This is a genomic window from Agarivorans sp. Toyoura001, assembly GCF_005405585.1.
GTDB lineage: Bacteria > Pseudomonadota > Gammaproteobacteria > Enterobacterales > Celerinatantimonadaceae > Agarivorans.
In genome coordinates, this window is the sequence record NZ_BJEQ01000004.1 from 156201 (window position 1) to 177695 (window position 21495).

Annotated in this window: 23 protein-coding genes; 5 read left to right on the top strand and 18 right to left on the bottom strand. The window is 46.2% G+C overall.

Going from position 1 to position 21495, the window contains the following annotated elements; all coding sequences use genetic code 11:
* The first annotated feature begins 120 nt into the window (after nt 1-120).
* Nucleotides 121-729: a hypothetical protein gene (locus FFR00_RS07385; protein WP_137672751.1), complete on the top strand. Its 609-nt coding sequence runs from the start codon at nt 121-123 to the stop codon at nt 727-729.
* Here FFR00_RS07385 and FFR00_RS07390 read toward each other — a convergent pair.
* The 17 genes from FFR00_RS07390 to yidA all read right to left on the bottom strand — a co-directional run bounded on the left by FFR00_RS07390 (nt 702) and on the right by yidA (nt 14985).
* Nucleotides 702-1946: an MFS transporter gene (locus tag FFR00_RS07390; RefSeq protein ID WP_137672752.1), complete on the bottom strand. Its 1245-nt coding sequence runs from the start codon at nt 1944-1946 to the stop codon at nt 702-704. The genes FFR00_RS07385 and FFR00_RS07390 overlap by 28 nt on opposite strands.
* Nucleotides 1946-2599, bottom strand: a complete 654-nt coding sequence (locus FFR00_RS07395) for a DapH/DapD/GlmU-related protein (protein ID WP_137672753.1) — start codon at nt 2597-2599, stop codon at nt 1946-1948. The genes FFR00_RS07390 and FFR00_RS07395 overlap by 1 nt, the downstream gene beginning before the upstream one ends.
* 16 nt (nt 2600-2615) lie before the next feature.
* Complete coding sequence (phnP, locus tag FFR00_RS07400; RefSeq protein ID WP_137672754.1) at nt 2616-3368, bottom strand: phosphonate metabolism protein PhnP; 753 nt, start codon at nt 3366-3368, stop codon at nt 2616-2618.
* A complete protein-coding gene (gene phnN, locus FFR00_RS07405; protein WP_137672755.1) occupies nt 3365-3967 on the bottom strand; it encodes a ribose 1,5-bisphosphokinase in 603 nt (200 codons plus the stop codon). Before phnN ends, phnP begins: the two co-directional genes overlap by 4 nt.
* Nucleotides 3967-5103, bottom strand: a complete 1137-nt coding sequence (gene phnM, locus FFR00_RS07410; RefSeq protein ID WP_137672756.1) for an alpha-D-ribose 1-methylphosphonate 5-triphosphate diphosphatase — start codon at nt 5101-5103, stop codon at nt 3967-3969. Before phnM ends, phnN begins: the two co-directional genes overlap by 1 nt.
* A 4-nt stretch (nt 5104-5107) precedes the next feature.
* Nucleotides 5108-5809, bottom strand: a complete 702-nt coding sequence (phnL, locus tag FFR00_RS07415) for a phosphonate C-P lyase system protein PhnL (RefSeq protein ID WP_137672757.1) — start codon at nt 5807-5809, stop codon at nt 5108-5110.
* 24 nt (nt 5810-5833) lie between these two features.
* Nucleotides 5834-6658 (bottom strand): phosphonate C-P lyase system protein PhnK, encoded by an 825-nt coding sequence (phnK, locus tag FFR00_RS07420; RefSeq protein WP_137672758.1) that lies wholly within the window; start codon nt 6656-6658, stop codon nt 5834-5836.
* On the bottom strand, nt 6642-7541 hold the full coding sequence (locus tag FFR00_RS07425; RefSeq protein WP_137672759.1) for an alpha-D-ribose 1-methylphosphonate 5-phosphate C-P-lyase PhnJ: 900 nt from the start codon (nt 7539-7541) through the stop codon (nt 6642-6644). Before FFR00_RS07425 ends, phnK begins: the two co-directional genes overlap by 17 nt.
* Entirely contained in the window at nt 7528-8628 is a 1101-nt protein-coding gene (locus tag FFR00_RS07430) for a carbon-phosphorus lyase complex subunit PhnI (protein ID WP_137672760.1), read from the bottom strand. The genes FFR00_RS07425 and FFR00_RS07430 overlap by 14 nt, the downstream gene beginning before the upstream one ends.
* Nucleotides 8619-9224, bottom strand: coding sequence for a phosphonate C-P lyase system protein PhnH (phnH, locus tag FFR00_RS07435; RefSeq protein ID WP_137672761.1), 606 nt, complete (start codon nt 9222-9224; stop codon nt 8619-8621). The genes FFR00_RS07430 and phnH overlap by 10 nt, the downstream gene beginning before the upstream one ends.
* A complete protein-coding gene (gene phnG, locus FFR00_RS07440; protein ID WP_137672762.1) occupies nt 9224-9697 on the bottom strand; it encodes a phosphonate C-P lyase system protein PhnG in 474 nt (157 codons plus the stop codon). Before phnG ends, phnH begins: the two co-directional genes overlap by 1 nt.
* A complete protein-coding gene (phnF, locus tag FFR00_RS07445) occupies nt 9694-10392 on the bottom strand; it encodes a phosphonate metabolism transcriptional regulator PhnF (protein ID WP_137672763.1) in 699 nt (232 codons plus the stop codon). Before phnF ends, phnG begins: the two co-directional genes overlap by 4 nt.
* A gap of 12 nt (nt 10393-10404) precedes the next feature.
* Nucleotides 10405-11193, bottom strand: a complete 789-nt coding sequence (gene phnE / locus FFR00_RS07450; RefSeq protein ID WP_137672764.1) for a phosphonate ABC transporter, permease protein PhnE — start codon at nt 11191-11193, stop codon at nt 10405-10407.
* 69 nt (nt 11194-11262) lie between these two features.
* The gene (phnD, locus tag FFR00_RS07455; RefSeq protein WP_137672765.1) at nt 11263-12270 is read right to left on the bottom strand and encodes a phosphonate ABC transporter substrate-binding protein; all 1008 of its coding nucleotides are present in this window, start codon (nt 12268-12270) and stop codon (nt 11263-11265) included.
* A 26-nt stretch (nt 12271-12296) separates the two neighbouring features.
* Nucleotides 12297-13121: a phosphonate ABC transporter ATP-binding protein gene (gene phnC, locus FFR00_RS07460; protein ID WP_137672766.1), complete on the bottom strand. Its 825-nt coding sequence runs from the start codon at nt 13119-13121 to the stop codon at nt 12297-12299.
* 414 nt (nt 13122-13535) lie between these two features.
* On the bottom strand, nt 13536-13826 hold the full coding sequence (locus FFR00_RS07465) for a hypothetical protein (protein ID WP_137672767.1): 291 nt from the start codon (nt 13824-13826) through the stop codon (nt 13536-13538).
* Between the two features lie 334 nt (nt 13827-14160).
* Complete coding sequence (yidA, locus tag FFR00_RS07470) at nt 14161-14985, bottom strand: sugar-phosphatase (protein ID WP_137672768.1); 825 nt, start codon at nt 14983-14985, stop codon at nt 14161-14163.
* 355 nt (nt 14986-15340) lie between these two features.
* Between yidA and FFR00_RS07475 the strand changes: the two genes are divergently transcribed.
* The 4 genes from FFR00_RS07475 to FFR00_RS21805 all read left to right on the top strand — a co-directional run bounded on the left by FFR00_RS07475 (nt 15341) and on the right by FFR00_RS21805 (nt 18881).
* A complete protein-coding gene (locus tag FFR00_RS07475) occupies nt 15341-16144 on the top strand; it encodes a DUF2971 domain-containing protein (protein ID WP_137672769.1) in 804 nt (267 codons plus the stop codon).
* A 113-nt stretch (nt 16145-16257) separates the two neighbouring features.
* Nucleotides 16258-16833 (top strand): YdeI family protein, encoded by a 576-nt coding sequence (locus FFR00_RS07480; RefSeq protein WP_137672770.1) that lies wholly within the window; start codon nt 16258-16260, stop codon nt 16831-16833.
* A gap of 149 nt (nt 16834-16982) precedes the next feature.
* Nucleotides 16983-17480, top strand: coding sequence for a GNAT family N-acetyltransferase (locus tag FFR00_RS07485; RefSeq protein WP_137672771.1), 498 nt, complete (start codon nt 16983-16985; stop codon nt 17478-17480).
* Nucleotides 17481-17546: 66 nt separating this feature from the next.
* Entirely contained in the window at nt 17547-18881 is a 1335-nt protein-coding gene (locus FFR00_RS21805; RefSeq protein WP_201798711.1) for a bifunctional GNAT family N-acetyltransferase/class I SAM-dependent methyltransferase, read from the top strand.
* A gap of 96 nt (nt 18882-18977) precedes the next feature.
* Here FFR00_RS21805 and FFR00_RS07500 read toward each other — a convergent pair whose 3' ends face one another.
* Complete coding sequence (locus FFR00_RS07500; protein WP_137672772.1) at nt 18978-21494, bottom strand: glycoside hydrolase family 9 protein; 2517 nt, start codon at nt 21492-21494, stop codon at nt 18978-18980.
* Between the last annotated feature and the right edge of the window lies 1 nt (nt 21495).

The following is a 21495-nucleotide window of genomic DNA, read 5'->3' on the forward strand; positions in this document are numbered from 1 at the left end:
ATTTTCAGCAAATTAAACTAAATAGACCTGCTTGATTAGCTTTTTCTCTTGGCGTTAAACAATGCTCATGGCAGAATGCCGCCTTACCCTCATAGATGTTGTTTAGTTAAAGGACTCACCATGAAATTTCGCCTAGCGATTGGCGCTGCAATGTTCGCTGCACTTCCCGTTCAAGCTGATTTACTTGGCCTGACTGTTGCCAGCCACTTAGCTCAAACCAATACCGACCCTAAAGCCTCTTCGGCATGGCAAGGTGATATTGAAGTACGCTTTAAGCATCCTATCCCGTTAATTCCAAATGTTGCTGTTGGCGCTAACAAGCGTAAACAAGGCGATGCGGCTGACGGGTCTAGCTACCAAGGTGAGCTTTACTACAACTTATTTGATACTGCCGGTTTGTACTTAGACTTAGGTGCGGGTTACGAGAGTTGGGACAGTGCTGATTCGTTTTTAGCAGGCACCGACTCTGGCGAGCAAGTATATGCAGTGGGCCGTGTAGCATGGCGTTTCCCTGGTTCAGGTCTTGGCTTAGAGAGCGATCTTAAATTGTCGCTAACTGACGAAGATTACAAAGCAAACCGTTTTCGTGCGGGTGTTAACTACGAATTGTTTGATTTAGTGGCGAGCACTATCGACATTTCAGCCGGTTATCAATACGAAGACATTGCAACACGTAGCTACAGCACAAGCGACAGCGGTGCTTACCTAGGTTTAGCAGTTAACTTCTGATAACTGTTGGCAGTGGCAGTGTGTTGGAAACAACATGCTGCCATTGCCATAAATCCTAGGCCTGCACTAAGGCCGACTAAACCAAAAATACCCTGCTGCTGATTTAACTGCCAAGCAAAAGCACCAAGAAATGGGGCACTTGCGCTGGCGAGCAAATAGGGCACAGCCAACATTCCCGATATCGCTCCAAAACCTTGTTCACCGAGTAATTGTTTGGTTAACACTGGCCGCAAAATACTGGTTACCCCATAAGCACTCCCTTGTAAAACTACAAACAGCCAAATAAGGTGCTGGAGTTGTTCGAGCTGCCACAACAAACCGGCGGCAACGAACAAACTGCCAAAACACATCATGGTTATAAGGGTATTCGATAGCCGTTTATCTACACTGATCATGGCGATGCGCCCAAGCACTTGCATTGGGCCAATCATCGCCATGACTAACACGGCATTATCTGCGCTAAAGTTGAGAGCGTGCATGCTTGGTAGCAAAAAGTTAACTAATACCGTGTGGTTAAGTGCACTAAGAGAAAAGGCTAAGGCAATAAACCAGAACACTGCGTTTTTAAGCTGAGCATTTGGCGCGCTCGATTGCTGAGTGCCTGCGATGGCTTTCTTTTTGCGAAGCTCTGAGCTTTGGGCCCCTTGAATTAACTTGGCGCTAATAAACAGCAATGGAGTAGCGATGAGCAAAACAATCAAGGCTAAACTCACGGACGTTATTCGCCAGCCTAAGAGGTCGATAAGGTAATGGCAAAGTGGAAAGCTTAGGGTACCTGCAAAGCCAGCATATAAGGTGACTTTGGTGATCGCCGATTTAGCGTTGTCCCCGCGATAACGGGTAAGAAAAGCAAAACAAGGTTCGTATAAACACCCTGCGCTAGCGCAGCCTAGCACTAACCAAGCAACATAAAACTGCCATAAGCTCTGCACCTGGCTAACGGCCAGTAAAGCAATTCCGCCCAGCAGAGCGCTGCTGCTTAAAACCCGTGGGCCAAACCCTTTGTCGATTAAACGGCCAATAAATGGCGAGCAAAGTGCAGAGGCGACTAGGCAAATCGTGAATGCTAACGAGACATCGGCAATAGACCAAGCAAGCTGCTGATGCCAAGTGAGCAGCGTGGCAGGAAAGCTATAGTAAAGGCATGCCCAAAGCAGCGTTTGGGCAATGGCCATTCCATGAGTGGCTAAGCGAACTTTAGTTGGGGCTAGTGCCACTAAACGCTTTCGCTTAGCAGTTGTTTCTCATAGTGTTCCAGAAAGCTTAAGCAGTCTTCTTGGAACAAGGGTAGGGCCTCGGCAAGTTTTTCATGCGACCAATCCCACCAGGCAAGTTTTTCTAGGCGCTCGCCAGTTCTAGGTTTATCAAAGCGTGGTCTTAATACCTTGGCAGGATTACCCACCACGATGTGCCAAGCGGGTACATCTTTAGTGACAATACTGCCAGAGCCAACAATGGCGCCATTACCAATGTTTACACCCGGCATAATAATCGCGCCGTGGCCAATCCATACATCGTGACCAATCTTCACTTTGTTATCTGCACGCCAATCAAATACCTGTTCGTCTACTTTTGCTGCCATTCCATACTTTTGCGGACGGTAGCTAAAGTGGTGCAGGCTTGGCCGCCACCAAGGGTGGTTGCTGGGATTTACCCTTACGCTTGAAGCAATAGAGACAAATTTTCCTACTTCGCATAAAGCAATATCTACGTCGTTTTGGACGTAGCTGTAATCACCAAATTGCACGTTGTCTAATAGGCAGCGCTCGCCGATTTCAGTCCAGCTGCCTAGCTCAGAGCTGGTTACCTTACTGCTATTAGCTACGTTGGGCTGGCTGTTTAAATTTGCGCCGGGGTCTACTATCGCCATGGTTGTTCCTTTGAAGTTATAGGCTTAGGCATAATTCATCATGCCCAACCAGCACATTGCTGGGTAAGCAGTTGGGGTGTTGCATGAGGTATTCGTCTAAATCGTGGCCAATGTGGGTGAGCACCCAAGTGCTGTCGGGCAGAGCATGCGCTAACTCAAGCACGTCGCTAAGATTATTGTGATTACCTGAACGATGCAGGGGAGAGTTACTGCAATCAATCACTACATACTTTGGCGGCTGGCGCAGCAAATGTTGCCAGCTTTGGTCTGGGATCCCTAGGGTATCGGTTAGGTAGGCAATCAGGCCATTTTCACTGGTAAACAAGTAGCCTAGAGTAGGTTTTGAGTGATTTAAAGCTAGGGGCGTTATGTTGATACCTGCTAACGCAAAGCTATGCATGGCCTGCCTAGCGGGCTGAAAATCTAGTAAACCAGAGTGTTTAAATAGGTCATCACAACCTAAGGGATCATCTGGGTGATAAACCGGAATTGGCTTGGCTACTCCCCAGCGTAATTCAAATAAAGCTTGTACATGATCCATGTGAAAGTGGGTGAGCAACATGGCATCAATAGACCCAGCTGGAAAGCGCGTTTGTAACTGCGGATGGTTGGCGTCGATGAGTATTCGCTGGCCATTTACTTCTAGCACTGCTGAGCAAAGCAATCTTGCTTTGCTGGGGTCTAAGCTCGCTCGCTGGCAGGCGAGGCAATCGCAGCCGTACACTGGGCAGCCTGTTACATTACCGGTGCCAAGTAGGGTTAGTTTCATTGGATATATAACTCGGTAGTTTCGGTGTCAATGTATTTGAGCAGTTTGCTCACGGTGCTGTCTAGATTGCGGTTGTTGTCTAAGCGCCAACACTCTTCTGGCAGAGAAGCCTGATATTGTTCGCTGCGGCGCAGCCGTGCTGAGATATCGTGTTCAGATTCACGACCGCGCTTGCGCAGGCGTTCGGCCAATATGCTGGAATCTACCTCTAAGGCGATTATTCGCAAGCGCTCCCCAAATAACTCTTCAGCCAAGGGGATCTGTTGGCGAGAGCCGTTGAAAAGCACCGAGAACCCCATGCTCAACCAAGTATTTACTTCGTTACCCACGGCGTAATTGCAGCCGTTGGCCTGCCAGTCCATCGCAAATAAGCCGCTGTGTTTACGATGGGTGAACTCTGGCACGCTTAAGGCAATGTGATTTTCACCGCTATCATCTACCGCACGGGTGATGTAGCGATGAGCAATCAGCAGATTGCTGTCCGCTTGCAACTGGCTACGTAAGCCATTAATAATGCTGTCTTTACCTGAGCCAGAAGGCCCCACCAAGTAAAACAACTTGGCTTCGCCGTTTAGTTCACTGGCAGTTAGCGAAGTCATCAAAATACTCGCTCTCCTTCACGCCATACTTGCATTACTTGCAAGCGCTCATCATTGGGTTTGGCTAATACCAAATCGGCCCGTTTACCCTCACAAATACTGCCTCGGTCGTCCATGCCTAAGGTATGTGCTGGAGTTAGGCTAACCATTTGAATGGCCTGACAAAGATCGTAGTTGTTATCTTCCATGTTAGCCACCATATATGCGGCATCGAGTAAACTGGCTGGGTAGTAATCAGACGACAAAATATCCAGCACACCTTCGCGAGCTAGCTCTGCCGCGGCTACGTTGCCAGAGTGAGATCCGCCACGCACAATATTTGGCCCACCCATCATTACCTGCAAACCCGCGTCGTGCGAGGCTTTAGCCGCAGCAACAGTGGTAGGGAACTCGGCAACGGCACAACCTAATGATGCAGACTCTAGGGCGTGTTCAAGAGTGGCGTCGTCATGGCTGGCTAAGGCAATGCCTCGCTCGCGGGCAGAGGCCGCTATGTGTTTGCGATTAGCGTCTGACCACTGCTCGGACGCGGCAGTTTGCTCGGCTTCAAAAGCTGCCATTTCTTTATCGTTTAAGCCGTATTTACCCATGTAGTAAGTGCGATACTTTTCGCTGTCTACAAATTGGCGTTGGCCTGGTGTGTGATCCATTAACGACACCATGGCTACTGGCCCTTGCTCAACCAAAGTTTCGAATATGTTGGCGGTATCGGCATTCGGCAGTTCACAGCGTAAGTGCAGCATGTGCTCGGCGCGATTAACGCCGCGTTGCTGGCTATTCACAATGGTGTGTAGCATCCGCTCTAGGTTGGCAAGGCGAGTGCCGTGGTCGTTAATGTAGCCCAGTGCAATGGCATCAAGCACCGTGGTGATACCGCTGGAAATCATTAAGGCATCGTGGCTGGCCATGGCCGAACCACTGGGCCAGCTAACCTTAGGTCGTGGGGTGAAAAACTTCTCTAAGTTGTCGGTATGCAATTCAATAAGGCCTGGCAGCAGGTAAGCGCCGTCGCCGTTTATGGCACTACTATGTTGGCTTTGAGTATCACTAAGCGCCACGATGCGGCCTTCACGAACTTCTAATGACCCTGTTACTACTTCATGTTCCAGAACCATATTTACATTGGTAATAATCATCACACTATCCTGCTAATTGTGCTGCTTGTTGCATGTTGTGTAAGCGGTCTGCGACTAAATCGCGCACCCAAGCATCGTGAAATATGCCAACAATGGCTGCGCCGCGTTGTTTGGCGGCCAAAATTAATTCAACCACTTGCTGGGCATTGTGTTTGTCCAATGAGGCGGTTGGTTCGTCTAGCAACAATATTGGGTAATCGAGGGCGAAACCGCGGGCAATGTTGACCCGTTGTTGCTCACCACCAGAGAAGGTAGCGGGTGCTAGGCTCCATAAGCGCTCTGGCACGTTTAGGTGGCTTAATAAGGTTTCGGCTTTAGCTTTGGCTTGGCTATCGCTAATGCCATTTTCTAACATCGGTTGCATTACGATATCTAAGGCCGATAAACGTGGAATAACCCTTAAAAACTGGCTTACCCAACCAATGGTATTGCGGCGTAAAGCAATAATTTCTCTTGCTTGAGCGGTAGCTAAATCAAGCCACTGCTCACCTTGGCTAATCAGCAATTCACCTTCATCAACTTGATAGTTACCGTAAAGTGAACGTAATAGGCTAGATTTACCAGAGCCTGAGCTGCCGTTAAGCACCACGCACTCTCCGGCAAAAATCTCTAGATTTTGCTGGCGTAAAACCGGTAAACGCGCAGCCCCTTGATTGTGTAAAACAAAGGTTTTATTGATGTTTTTAGCGATCATGACGGGTTTCATGATGAATCCTTGTAAGCTAAGCGTTTATTGTTGAAGAACCGATGAAACCAACAATTGCGTGTAGGGGTGACTAGGGTCATCCAATACTCGGTCGGTAAGGCCGCTTTCTACTACTTGGCCTTGCTTCATCACCATGATTCGGTGCGCCAACAACCTTGCTACCGCTAGGTCGTGAGTAACAATAACCACTGCGAGTTGCAGTTCGGTGACGAGATTACGAATTAAATCTAATAAACGCGCTTGCACCGATACATCTAAGCCGCCAGTAGGTTCGTCCATAAATACTAAACGCGGATGGGTAACCAAATTGCGCGCGATTTGCAGGCGTTGCTGCATGCCGCCGGAGAAGGTGAGGGGCATGTCGTCAATTCGGCTTTGATCTATTTCTACCGCTTTTAGCCAAGTGAGAGCTTGCAGGCGGATCTCGGCGTAATTGCGCCAACCGTTTTCCATTAAACGCTCGCCAATGTTGCCGCCCGCCGACACCCTTGGGCGAAGCCCATCTAGCGGATGTTGATGCACAATGCCAAAGTGTTGCCTGATTAAGCTGCGACGTTCCGCTTCACTAATTTTGTATAGCTCTGCGGTGTTGCTATCGCTTTGAAAACTAATGCTACCGGTTTGTGGAGCAAGGCGACCCGATAAGGTTTTGAGCAAGGTAGTTTTACCAGAGCCCGACTCACCCACAATGGCCAATACTTCACCGGGATAAAGGCTTAAGTTAACGTCTTCAAAGCCTTTGCCTGGCGCGTACAGCATGCTCAAGTTTTGGGCTTGGAGTAGGGCTGGCTCGGCTTGGTTCGCGGCGTTTGCGCGAGGTTCTTCAAGTTGCTTAGCTAACTGAGTCATGTTCAGCTCCTAGTTGCGCGGCTTGTTGCTTTTGGCAGTAGTCGGTGTCTGAGCAAATGAACATGCGTTGCCCTTGGTCATCGATCAGCACTTCATCAAGAAAGGTGTCGTGACTACCACATAGGCTGCAAGGCTCATCCCACTGCTGAATGCTAAAGGGGTGGTCGTCGAAATCGAGGCTGTGCACATCGGTGTAGGGAGGAATGCAGTAAATGCGTTTTTCTCGCCCAGCACCAAAAATCATTAAGGCTTCCGATTGATGTAGCTTTGGATTGTCGAATTTAGGAATTGGCGATGGGTCCATAAGGTAGCGCCCATGCACCGTTACCGGATAAGCGTAGCTGGTGGCGATGTAGCCATACTTCACAATGTCTTCGTACAGTTTTACCTGCATCGAACCGTATTCTTCCAAAGCGTGCATTTTTTTTGTCTCGGTTTCACGCGGTTCAATAAAGCGCAGCGGCTCGGGAATAGGCACCTGAAAAACCAGAATTTGGTTGTTGCTTAGGGCTTGCTCTGGAATGCGGTGGCGGGTTTGAATAACACTGGCTTGTTCGGTTTTTTCGGTAGTGGCAATGTCGCAAACTTTGCTGAAAAAGTGACGAATAGATACCGCATTGGTAGTGTCGTCGGCGCCTTGGTCAATCACTTTAAGTACGTCATCTTGGCCAAGAATAGAGGCACTAAGCATAATGCCGCCGGTTCCCCAGCCGTAAGGCATTGGCATTTCGCGTCCACCAAAGGGAACTTGATAACCAGGAATGGCGACACCTTTTAAGATGGCGCGACGGATCATACGTTTGGTTTGTTCGTCTAAGTAAGCAAAATTGTATTGCTGGCTACTATCATCTAGTGCAGTAGCCTGTTGGCTAAAGCTGGTCATGGCTGGCTCCTTGCTGGCGCATTTTTCGTAGCAGTTCTAGTTCCGATTGGAAGTCGACGTAATGGGGCAATTTAAGGTGAGAAACAAAGCCGGCGGCTTCTACGTTGTCGGCATGGGCTAGCACAAACTCTTCATCCTGCGCAGGGCTGCTTACCGGCTCGTTATAGCGCTCGGTTTGCAAGGAGCGATCGAGTAGGGCAACCGCCATAGCTTTGCGTTCGCTAAAGCCAAAGGCTAAGCCATAACCTCGGGTGAAGTGAGCGTCTTTATCTTGTGGGCTAACAAAGCCGTTTACCATTTCACATTCGGTGAGGGTAATGCTGCCTATCTCAACCTCAAACCCCAACTCATCTGGGCAGATTGCGATGGCTACTTCGCCGCTACGAATTTCGCCAGCAAAGGGGTGGTTACGCCCATATCCACGTTGGGTGGAGTAGGCCATAGAGAGTAAAAAGCCTTCGTCGCCGCGGCTGAGTTGTTGCAAGCGAGCTGCCCGCGAACAAGGGTAGCTAATGGCTTGCTGGGTAATGTCGGCGGGTTCTTCGCCTTCATCTATCTCCGGCTTGGCTAGACCTTGTTGTTCTAACAACGAGAATACTTTGCTAAAGGCTTGTGGCGAATTATCACCTTGGTTTGAAGCCTCAGCCGCTGGCGGTTCAGCCTTGCTGTCGGCTTGTTGCTCAGCCAGTAAGCTAAAGTCCAATAAGCGGTGGCTGTAATCGTATGTCGGGCCCAGTTGTTGGCCGCCAGGCAAGTCTTTATAGGTGGCTGAAACGCGCCTTTGAACCTGCATGTTGCTGGTATTTAATGGCTCGCATGTGGCTAACAGTGGCAAAGTAGTACGATAGGCACGTAGTAAAAATATTGCTTCTATTTGATCGCCACTGGCTTGCTTAATCGCCAGTGCTGCTAGTTCACGGTCAAAAATACCACCTTCGGTCATTACGCGTTCAACCGCTAAGCTGAGCTGTTGGCTAATTTGCTCAACGCTTAGTTCCGCTATATCGGTGTCGCCACGGCGGCGCTCGGCTTGTAATTTATGGGCTGCTTCGATGGCTTTTTCGCCACCTTTTACCGCTACATACATGAGATTAACTCCAGCTTGGTGGTACGACTAATGGCCACTAGCGATTGCTGATGGCAGAACATAAAATCAATACCGAGTGGGTAGCGATGACTTGGCTTAAGCAAGTAGTCCACTAGGTTGTCACTAAGATCACCCAGTTGTAGCTCTACGCTATGTTTAATGCCGGGTCCGCTTAAGCGAAAACGAGGCCCCTTATCAAAACCGGTAGTTTGTACTAATACGCTGGCACTCAGCTCGGGGCTGGCATCTGTGCCAGCCTTAATACTTTGTAAGTTAAGATCTTCAGTGCCACTGACCACTAGGTAATCGGCTTGCTCCATAGGCGTTGAGGAAACGCCATTGTGAAAGGCCAAGTTATGCCAAGCGTGCTCTAAACCGTCTCTTGATTCAGCAAGTGCTGAGCTTAAATACACGCCGGTTTGCTGGTCACACAAGCTCATTATTATTTGGCTCGTGGCGGCATTTAGCGGCGAAAAACCGGGGTGTTTGTTTAGCGTAACCTCGGTGCCAGGCTCGCTTAAGGCTTTTAGGATGTAGCGAAAGCATTGTTGGGCATTATGTATGCCGTCGATAAATCCAGATTCAATGTGCTGCATTAATCTTCTCCTCTTACAACCGTGAAGAAATCGACTTTTGATTGGGCTGCGTGTTCAGCCGTTTTATGTTTTGCTTGTTGCTGTAGTTCGGCCAGCGGCTGAATTACCGCCTCCTGCAAGCTAGGGGCGTATTCTCGGTTTTGCATTAGGGCATCAATAACCGCCGACAACAGTGCGTGTTGCTTGGCCCGACCGCGTAAATAGCCGTAACCTAAAGTGCCATCGCTTAAGCGCACAGCAGCGCGAGTGATGGTGGTATCGCCTAAATTAAAGCGTTCGCCAGTGCCGCCAACGCGCCCTTGCAAACGGGCTAGGCCAACTTCAGGCTGGCGAATAACTTCGCATTCAGGGTCTAAGTTAAGTTGTTGCCAACGGCTAACTAACGCTGGGTAAGAAGCATTAGCTAAAACGGCCATCCAGTGCTGGCGTATTGATTGTCCGGATGATGGTTGCTGGGTCTGTGAGTGGCTCATAACGGGTGCTCCAGGCTAAGCTCTACTAGCTCAGCTCTAATATGAGAAATGGAAAATTCAAAGGCTTGCTGTTGCTGATCTACATTGACGGTTTGTAGGGTGAGCAAAGGATTACTAGCATCAATTTGCAAGCAGGCTTGGTCTTCATTGTTAGGCAGCTGAGCCCCAACAACGGTTTGCTGACGACGCAGTTCTATATTGCAATGTTGCTTTAGAAAACTGTGTAACGAGCCTTGTTGGTATTGGCTTAAATGTGCCTCGTGTTCGCCTAAACGCAGATGGTGAAACACAATGCTAATCGGCACTTGGTCGATAAAACGTAGGGTTTTAAGCTGAATAACTGGGCTGGCCAATTCCACGCCTAAGCCTTTAGCTACCCATTGATTGGCATTGGTGCGAATAAAGCTCAAAAGGCGGCTATTGGGTTTAGCGCCTGCGCTAAGTAGGTTATCGGTGAACTTAGATCCCGAATGTAATGGGTAGCGTACTGGCTTGCTAAGTACCATCACCCCTTTGCCTTGCTGTCGCAGTAGCCAGCCTTTCAGCACGAGTTCGTCAATGGCGCGTCGCAAGGTGTGGCGATTAACCTGATAGCGCTCGGCCAAACGTTGCTCAGGCGGCAGGTATTGGCCCGCTTGATACGCATGGCTAATTTCTTTTTCTAAGCTCAAGGCGATTTCTTGATAACGAGGCATGGTTCAGTTCACCTAAATAAACAGTTTTCTAACGCGTTGTGAGGCAAAGTCCAGCAGGCTCACGGTAGCCACAATAATGATCATCACGGCGCAAGTTTGCGGGAACATAAATCCTCGAATGCTTTCCCACAAAATAACGCCAATGCCTCCAGCGCCTACCATGCCTACAACGGTGGCGGAGCGTACGTTAGATTCAAAACGATAGAGGGAGAAAGAGATCCATAGCGGCAGCACTTGGGGGATGACTCCGTATACAATTTCTTCTAGCTTATTGGCACCAGTGGCGCGCACGCCTTCAACTTGGCCAGGATCTATCGCTTCAACGGCTTCTGAAAACAGTTTGGCAAGTACCCCTGTAGTGTGAATAAACAAGGCCATTACCCCAGCAAATGGACCTAGACCCACGGTGACCACAAACAACATGGCAAATACCATTTCATTAATGGCTCGGGCGGCATCCATGAGGCGGCGCATTGGTTGATATACCCACGCTGGCACCATATTTTCGGCACACATTAAGCCAAAAGGAACCGACAGGAATATTGAGAAAATGGTGCCCCAAATAGCGATATGCAGGGTGATTAACATTTCTTCTAGGTAGTAATTTAAATCGCTAAAGTCTGGCGGGAAGAAGTCACTGGCTAACTCCGTCATATTGCCGGCATCGTTATAAATTTTCATTGGCGCTATTTCGGCGCCTTGCCAGCTCCAAGTTAAACCGGCGATGGCGATGGCCCAAAAAAGTAGGCTTAACCAAGATGGCTTGGAGTTTTGGTTAAGAATTGCGGCTTCGGTAGTCATTTAAGGTTCTCAACATGTCTAGATAAGTTGGCTTTAAAAAAGCTGGGCTTTCACCCAGCTAGCTTTTAACTATTTAGCCATCGCGGTAATTGCGCTCTGCTTGCGGTTTAAATCAGCAAGTTGGGCGTCAATCACTGCTAGCTCTGCCGCTTTTTCGGCTTTCGACATTTTGCTGTCGTTTTCAGTAACAATGCGGTTTTTGAACAGTACCAATTGGCGAATAGGCAACAGTTGAAGGTCGCTAGAGGCTTTGAACGGGGCCCACTGTAGCGCTTCTAATACTGCTAGCTCTTGAGCATCACCAGTGGTGCCGTACTCCATGAAGAAGTCATACACTTCGCCTTTCACACTTTCTGGTAGGTTTTTACGCCATACAATTGGGTCTGAAGGAATAAGGGGTGACTTCCAAATAACTTTTAGCTGCTCAAACTTTTTAGGTGCAGTAATTTTTAAGCGGTCCATGTTTTCGGTGTTGCCAGTTGCTACATCTACTTGTTTCGCCGCCGCGGCTAAAGCGTTAGCTTCGTGGCCAGAGTTCATGCTGCGTTTGAAGTCAGACACTGAAATGTTGTTTTGCGCAAATACGTAGTACGAAGGTACTAAGAAGCCAGACGTTGAGTTTGGATCGCCGTTACCAAAAGTAAGGTCACCACGTTTGGCGATAACATCTTCAAGGCTGTTAAGCGGGCTATCTTTGTGAGTAACCAATACGCTCCAGTAACCAGGGTTACCTGTAGCATCAACGGTTTGTGCGAAGATTTCGCCACCGGCGCGGTCTACTGCTTCCATCGCAGATTTGTTGCCATACCAAGCTACGTCTACTTTGTCGAAACGCATGCCTTGAATAATGCCGGCGTAATCTGGAGCAAAAAATGCCTTTACCTTGTAACCGGTTTTCTCTTCCATCGCTTCTAGAAACGGTGTCCAAGTGGTTTTTAGGTTTTGCTGAGACTCAGTAGAAATAATCCCAAAGTTGATGGTGTCCATCGCTTTTTCAGCAGCTGAAACCATGGTTGAACTTACTGCTGCGGCAACTACCGCAGTTGCAAAGGCTGTCTGCTTGATTAGCTTTAACATGCCATCTATCTCCTTGTTAGTTGGGTTTAGGCCATCTGTGGCCAAAGTTGTGGTACTGCTTGGTCTTGGTTTTCGGTGGTTGTTAGTTGAGCTTGCGAGCCGTATAACGCGGCAAGTTTGGCTTCGTTTAATTGCTCGCTAGGCCCGTCGTAAAATACTTCGCCAAGTTTTAGCGCCACAACACGTGGGCAATAACGTTTGGCGTAGTCAACTTGGTGTAAGGTCACCACTACTGCGATGCCTTCTTGTTTATTGATGTCGGTGAGTATTTCCATCACGATGCGTGACGACTCTGGATCTAAGGAAGCAATCGGCTCATCGGCTAAAATGATCTTGGCGCGTTGCATTAAGGCGCGAGCAATCGCTACGCGTTGCTGTTGACCGCCAGATAGTGTTGAAACGCGCTGTAAAGCAAATTGCTCAAGGCCTACGCGTTTTAAAGCTGCTAAAGCTTGGCGCTTTTGCTCAAAAGTAAAACGGCCAGTAAGGCTGCGCCAGCTGGGAGTTGCGCTTAGTGCGCCAATCAAAACATTTTGCAAAACGCTAAGGCGTGAAACCAAATTAAACTGCTGGAAGATATAACCCGTTTGGCTGCGGCTTTTGCGTACGGTGTTACAAAACTTGCCGTCACGTTGCACTGGCATGCCAAGAACTTCGATGTAGCCTTTGCTGTTTTTGTCACTGCTAACCAAGCCATTTAAGTGGCGTAAAAGGGTTGATTTTCCTGAGCCTGACGGCCCAAGTAATGCCACCATTTCACCTTGCTGAACACTTAAATCTACGCTTTTAAGGGCGTGGTTGTTTTCAAAGTGTTTGTTCAGCTGCTTGACTGTGATTACTTGATTGTTCATTACAGGATCCTGCCGTTGTTTTGAACAATAACTTAGGCTTGTAATGTGACAGTTAGCTTATCTAGACATGTCAGTTGGGTGACTTATTTGTGGCGATTTGGTTACAAATTCTTCAGGATTTAGTTGGCTAAGTAGGCTGGAAGATTTTTCTTAGAACTTGCTTATGAGCAATAAAAAGCCGTTTGATGGTGTTATACCAATGAGGAAGTTGCAGCTTTAGGGTTAAACAATGACGGGTTAGTTCCTCAATGCTTCTACTAAATATCGAGGGCTTGTTTATAAGCACCAGCAGAAAGGTCTTTTTTGAATTTATTGAATAATCCGAGTGGGCTTAGTCACTCGGATTTATTATTGAGTTTACTTAATCGAATGCTTTCTAGATAAATGGAATTAAGTGAGCATTGTTGATTTAAATTAAGCTGCTTTAGTGTTTTCTTCAGTGGCGGTTTTTAGCATGTAAACACCACCTACAATGGCTGCAATACCAAATACAACAAACCCATAAGCTTTGTTTTTTTGTGCTTCTAATGCCGCATCTAAACCTAGCCCACCCAGTAAATCATTCCCAGCACCACCAAATAAACCGCCTAAGGCCTGCGCTTGTTGCTCTGCGACTACGATGTCATTAAGGCTAAAGCCACCAATAGCAATTAGAATTACACCAATTACTGCCACAACGATACCTACGGTTTTCTTAGTGCTCATTTTAGAATTTCCTTATTAATCAGTTATCTGAGCGCGAAATATAGCATCGGTAAAACTAATAACAATATGCCGAGAATCGGATGCTTGTTTGCTGTTCGTATAACTAAAATAGCTAAAAAAATTCGTTGGATTTTGTAAGGATTGTGACTTATTTGTCTTGTGTGATGGTGTTTATTTGCTGTTGTTTTTATAAAGCTTATAAATTAATCAAGCTGATCTTGAATGGAAAGTTTAGGGTTTGTTTTTACCAGGAATGAGAACGGTATTTTAATAGATAAAGGCGAAACTAAGGGTTTTAGTTTCGCCTTTGTTACTGTTTGCTTACCAGTTTAGCTTAACTGGTTGGGCAAAGCGTATTTAGTACGTTTTCTTCAATGGCTACAGCAACCCCATCTTCTTTATTGCTTGGGGCTAGGTAATTAGCCATTGCTTTAATTTCAGGATCGGCGTTTGCCATCGCAACCGCTAAACCCGCGTATTGCAGCATGTGGCGGTCGTTGTCGGCGTCACCAGCACACATTACCTGAGATGCATTTAAACCCAAGATATTGGCTAGCTGTTCTACACCCACACCTTTGTTGCTGTTACGGTGTAAAAACTCTAAGAAAAACGGTGCACTACGCACTACTGTGTATTGTTCGCGTAACTCAGCAGGCAAGTTGGCAATAGCTTTGTCGAGTATGCTTTCTTCAGCTACAAACATAATTTTAGTTAATGCATCGTTGGCATCTAAACTAGCAAAATCAATTTCTTTTACGTCCATGCCATTAATTGACGATTCAATGTCTGTCCATGGGTTGTGTTGCTGGGTAATGAGGCCGTGTTCAGCCGAAAAGGCGTGAACAAAAACGCCCAACTGCTCAGCAATGCGAGCTAAAGAAATACCGTCGGAACCGAGTAACGTGGTTTTATGAATCACTTCACCGCTGCCCACTCGCTGCACTAATGAGCCATTGTAAGAGATTACAAAGTCTTCATCACTGGTCAGCTCTAATTGCTCAAGGTAAGGGCGCAAGCCTTGTAGTGGGCGGCCAGAGGCAAGCACTACTTTTACACCCGCTTGTTTAGCTTGTTGAATAGCTTGATAAGTACGAGGGGTAATTCTTTTCTCGTCATTGAGAAGTGTGCCGTCCATATCTAGGGCAATAAGTTTAATCATATTTGGGGCAAACCTTTGGTAAGAGCTAAACCAGACAGCGTTAGCTAACAGCGAACATTGCATAAACGAGCGAGGATTTTACACTAAAAATATGACGACTGTATAAACTAGATCAATGCTTAATAAATCAGCGCCGAGCATGTTAACTGATGGTTAATTTGATAGCCTCTTTTACGGCATTATCGTGACTAAAAATTCGGCACTAAAGCTATTACAAATTAATTCAAGTACTTATTCTTAAGTTATGATTTTATTGACTATTATTCTGTTTTGTTAGTAGATAATGGAAATTCTTAATCTGTTATGTGTAAGTCGGCAATTCGCTAGTCATCATTTATAAGCAACAAGGTAATCCATGAGTAAATCTTGCTACCACTACACGAGTATTGAGGCTCTTTATAATATCGTTACGAATAAGTCATTACATTTTGGTAGCTTCGGGATGATGAATGATCCTCTTGAAACTAAAGTAGATGACGAATTGTTGCGTGAAGCGTATGCAAATGAGTTCAGTGAAGCAGAGCTGCCTCCGGAGTTTTACTTTAAACGCAGTAACAGTGACGAGTTTCAATATGTGTCATTCGGTTTCTCTACATCCAAGATCGAAGATGATTTGACTCAGTGGAGGTCTTATACACAAAAAGGCCTAGGAGTTTGCATCGAATTTGATCAAGATGAATTGGAGAAACAGGTATTTAAATTACTAAGGGATGATAAAGCCGTATCACACGAATGCGTATACCGCGAAGAAGAAAAGCGAGACTTGTTCATAAAGTATGTGCAATCAGTAAGAGATAATAACTGGTACAAATCTATGAATCGCTCTCATCCCCAATTTTTGAATCATATCCACTTTGCGTCAAACTATATTACCTCGCTACAAGAAATGGCTATTCAAATGAAACATGAATCATTTGCGGCTGAGTCAGAAGTTCGCTTTTTTATTTTCCAAGACAATTTTAACGGAGATATAAAGATTAAGCCTTGTTCATTGGGGTTAACTCGTTATGTTTGTGTACCGATTACACCCGAATGCATTAAGTCAATTAGGACTGGACCTTTAGTGGATAAACGAAATAGTTTTATGATCTCAGATTTGTTCTTTTCCAATATGGGTACACTAGTAGAGGTAACTGAAACTGCTTCTCCATATGTGTAAAGCACTTTAAGCGTGTTCTTACGCAGGTATATTAAAACCTTCGGTTAATTTAGCGCTGTACTTGGCAAGTTTAGTTAAGATTATTACATGTTGTACCAAAGAGACCTTCATTTATGCCTGAGGCAGATTCATTGAACACTATGTCATTTGCTACACCCCAAGAACTTGGCGACTGGCTGCGACTTAACCACGATTTCAAAACCGAACTTTGGGTGAAGATATTCAAGAAAAATAGCGGAATTGAGAGCGTGACATGGAATGATGTTGTTATTGAGGCGCTATGTTGGGGATGGATTGATGGTATTAAGAAGTCCATCGATGAGCAGGCTTATATTCAACGCATTACACCTAGAAAGAAACGCAGTAACTGGTCTAAAAGAAACACCGAGCATGCAGAACGCTTGATTGCGGAAAACCGCATGATGGAAGCTGGGCTTGCGCATATTCGGGATGCTAAAGCTGACGGGCGCTGGAAAAGCGCTTATGTGGTAAGTGAAATGGAAGTGCCAATAGATTTTCTCGAAGCACTAGAGGACAAGCCTCAAGCGAAAGCGTTTTTTGATACCCTTACTAAATCGAGTCGTTATGTTATCGCTTATGGATTAATCAGTGCCAAGAAACCTGATACCAGATTAAAACGGTTTACTAAGTACTTGGACATGCTTATCCGCAAAGAAAAGCCCAAGTAACCATCATTCGACTTACCAAGTGTTGAACGGATGTTGTTGCAAAAAACCGCATGCCTATTCTTAGTTATTGACACCGAATGACTTCACCATCGTGATTCCACTCATCTCTACCAAGTTAGCGAGAAATCCGCATTGCAAAAGGAAATATCATGACCTTATTCCCAATTAGCACTTCGCAAGATATTCAAACAGTGGCTGCGCTGGCCAGAGAGATTTGGCTTGAGCACTTCACGCCGATTATTGGGAAAGACCAAGTGGAGTATATGCTGGCCAACTATCATTCTTTAGACAGAATTAGTGAGCAAATTAAATCTGAGAATTACCACTATTACTTATTGCAACATAATGGCGATACCGCGGGGTATCTGGGTATTCAACTGACAGGAAGTGGTTTATTTTTGAGTAAGCTGTATGTGCGTCATTCGGCGCGTGGTTTAGGTGTGGGAAAAGCGGCAATGGCGTTTGCTCAGCAGTTTGCCAAAGACAATGGTGCTTCAAACGTAAATCTTACAGTAAACCGACATAATCACGACTCAATTGCTGCTTACTTAAAAATGGGCTTTGTTAAAGTAAGAGAAGAATGTGCAGATATTGGTCAAGGTTACGTGATGGATGATTGGATTATGGAACTGAGTATTAAGCCATAGCGTTGTTTTGTGTAGTTGTTTAGCCACGTAAAAGTATTACTGCTTAGCCTATAACAAGGACTTATTGTGAAAAGTATTGCTGATGATTTATTGCTTCAACATAGCTGGTCTGAAGAATACCGAGCAACGGTTGCTGAGCTTTACGAGCAGGCTTTTGGACAAAAGTTTGCTTTGGCGATTAACCAACAGAGTGTGCGGGTTAGGGTATTAGCAGAGGCGTTTAAGCCTGAATATTCGTTTGTTGTCATGCATCAACAAAAAGTGGTGGCTGTCGCGGGTTTTCAAACACCGCAGGGTAGCTTTACGTCAGACATTGCTTGGGCTGGTTTATCCCGAATTCTTGGCTCGATTAAAGGGCTTTGGGCTGCAGCGGTGTTTAGTTTTTTTGAACGTAAAGCGAGCGCAAAAACCTTAGTAATGGACGGAATTGTTGTTGCCGAGGGGTATCGTGGCTTAGGCCTTGGCTCTATGCTTCTCGATAAAATTGTTGAGCATGCTACAGAGCTAGGGTTTGAACGGGTTCGTTTAGACGTTATTAATAGCAATCCAAGAGCCAAAAAGCTTTACCTAGCAAAAGGCTTTGAAATCGTTAGCTCTGATTATTACCCCTACCTAAAATGGTTACTGGGTTTTAGCGGTTCTAGCACATTAGAATACCTAACAGCTGCACCCTCTCTTTCTCCACAAACAGAGCCATTGATGAACAAACCAGCAATGTATTCTACTTATGCCAAAGAATACGATGTGGCTATTCAAGACAACATTTATAACGCCCATTACGAGCGACCTTCTTTACAAGCCATGTTGGGAGATGTGCAGGGTAAACATGTGCTTGATTTAGGCTGTGGCTCTGGCGTTTATGCTGAATATTTACTAACAAATAGGGCGAGTGTCACCGCGATTGATAATTCAGAAGAAATGGTGTCACTGGTTAAGCAAAAGCTGGGATCGCAGCTTAAGGTGTATCAACAAGATTTAGCCAAGGGCTTGCCGCAAGAGCAAAATCAGCAATTTGATGTAGTGATTTGCCCACAGATGCTTCATTACTTGGAAGATCTAAATCCGCTGTTTGCCGCTGTTAAACGGGTACTTAAACCGCAAGGGTGTTTTGTATTTTCAACTCATCATCCATTAATTGATTTTGAGGCCAGCCCCAGTGGGAACTATTTTGCGACAGAGCTGATTACCGAAGAGTGGGATACAGTAGGTAAACCGGTTTCTGTGAGTTTTTACCGCCGTTCTTTATCTGCCTTAATCTCTGCCCTTACCAATAACGGGATGTTGCTGAGTGAGCTTAGCGAGGGTAAACCCAGCGAAGCTTTAAAAGAATTATCTCCAGAGCATTTCTTGCGCTTGTCTCAGCATCCGCAGTTCATTTTTGTAAAGTGTATTTTGGCTTAATGTTGACTTTAAAAAGGCCGCCAATAGGCAGCCTTGGTTAGGTTTACGTTTCAGCGTTAGCGAAATGCTATCTGAAATTAGGGTTACGCTTTTTAATTACTTTACGCTACAGCTAGGCTTAACAAAACTCTGATTAGCATCGTAAGTTCCTTGGAAGCCAAACTCTGTTACGCCGTTGGTTGCAATGACCCCGTTATAGCTTTTGTTGCTCGCCGTTATTGAGGTAGCCTCACTTTCAAAATCAGCATTCCAGCTATTGTTTACTGCTACAGGCAAAGCAAAATCTACTTGTACCTGCCAGTGTTTACTGGCCTGCTTGCCTTGGTTATTTACTTCGACATAGGCCACAAATCCGCCAGTCCAATTGTCAATTCGCTTGACTGTACAGCTGATAAGCGGGTCTGTTGCTGGGTCAACTGGGTCAACTGGGTCAACTGGGTCAACTGGGTCAACTGGGTCAACTGGAGCTATTGGGCCTGCGGGCTCACTTCCCCAAATTACCTTGCCTTCAGCATCGTAAAGTACAATGTATTCAGCAGGGCTAAAGCTTTCTGCGTTTAAGCCTTGGCTTGACGGATCGTTAGTAAAATCCCAACCGCTTTGAACGTAATCACCCATGTATAACTCTAATTGAGCGCTTTTTTGACTGTCGCCTACCGGAGAAATTACCCCTCCTAAGCCCTCAATATAATACAAGCCATTTTCACTTCCCCAGGCATGTAGTGGGAAGCTCTTGTTCAGTTGGTTTGAGTCATAGTAAGCCGATACCACTAATTGCTCGGCACTAAAACCTTTGGCTATTTCATCGCTCATATCAAAGTAATAGCGAAAACGGATATCGCTTAATTCTTGAGGAGGGTAGGCCGTTTCATTAGTTAGTCGCAGGTTGATTAAAGCGCCAGAGGTATTGCCGTTACCACTAGGGTAAGCAATTTTTGCGTCTATTCTCGCTCCGCTGTTGCCTCGTGCTTCAGGGGTAGGGAAATCAACTAAACCTTGGCCACCATATAGATTTACCATACCGGCTAAAGCGCCGGTAAACCCTGCATTCATATCGGTGGCTACTTCTGTCATTGGGAAGTCAGCGCGATCACTTGAGAAGTTGTCGTTATCATCAGGCCCACCCGCTAATGCGCCATACAAAATGTGTTTGGGAATAGTGGGGTTGTTAATATCATTGGTGCTGCTGCCATGCGACGAGCGGTGGTGTGCTGCGGTTTGCCAGTTGTCGCCGTAACCCACCATGTAGCTAATTTTGTATGGGTTATCACCCAAAATGTAGTTGATTTGATTGGTGGCGAAGTCGGCGAGTTGTTGCTGAAAACCAAGTTGTTGCTGAGTCTTGTCTAAATAGTTTCTATGAACCAATGCAAGCATAGCCGCCATTGCCGATGCGCGCGCCGAAGCAAAACCATCCAGATAGACCATGCCGCCGGGAGTATAACGTTTGTTATTTAGCATTTGCTCAAGGTAGTTAGTGCTATGCAGCTGGTAGTCATAAAAGCCATTAACTCGGTCACTGGCACTAAGGCTTGAATCCTCAAGGTAACTGTCTTTAGTGGCAACGGTTTGCATTAAGTAATAAACCGCGTTGCGAATATCATCCCAAGCTGGGTACCAAGCAAAGTGACCTGTGTTGTCGGCAATCGCGGTATAGCCGGCTTCTGCCTTATGTAAATAGTCGACTTTTTGGGTCGCCAAATATAACCAACCTGCCGCCCACGGGATCTCATCTTTAGCACCAGACGTTGAGTTATAGTAGCTTTCTGCGTAGTTGTTCCCTAGGTCGTCTACTAATGATTTGGTGTAAGTGCCTGGATTACCTTTACCATTGTGATCAAAGTCTTTAGTGGCATAGGCGAAGCTAAATAGTTGCTCTGCGTGTTTAAGTAGCTCGGCAGCATATTCAGCATCTTTGGGGTTGTTGATGCTGTTTTTCTTAAAAATGATTGAGGCAATAGTGAGTGCCGCAGCCGTTTGCCCCACCAAATCGGCGCCCGGTTTTTCTAAGGTAAGTTTTAATGCAGGGCGGTAACTTTCATTGCCATGAAGGCGTTTTAACTCTGGCCCTTGAACCTCTGGTGGAGCCCACAAAGAGTGGTCTATTTGGCCATCACCCACTTGAGCGTAAAATTCGTTCTCTGCTACGTGCGCTTTAAGAAAGTAATCACTTACCCAGCGCATGTTATCGAGTGCATAAGGGAGCTGGCCTGATAGTTCATAAGCATCCCAAAACTCCAAGATACCCCAACCAAAAACACTGGCAGAAAATGCCATAGGTAAACCAAACTTAACGTGATCGCCAGCATCACTCCAACCACCGGTTAAATCGAGCGATATTTGCTGTTTGAATTGGTTGTATTGGCCATCATCTAAATAAGAATCGCCGCGCCATTCTACTCGGTTGGGTAAAAAGCCATTATGGAGGGGGTTAGCAAGAAAGTTGTTATCTTGGCGGGGAAGCGGGCCAGAGCGTTGGGTATCGTAAAAATATACGGATTTTTGTAGTGCTTCGGCGTAGTTATGATTTGCTTCGACGGCGTATAACGAGAAGCTACACATAGTGAAACAAGTACTGATAATCGCAGGGATTACCTTCGGTAAAACCGACATT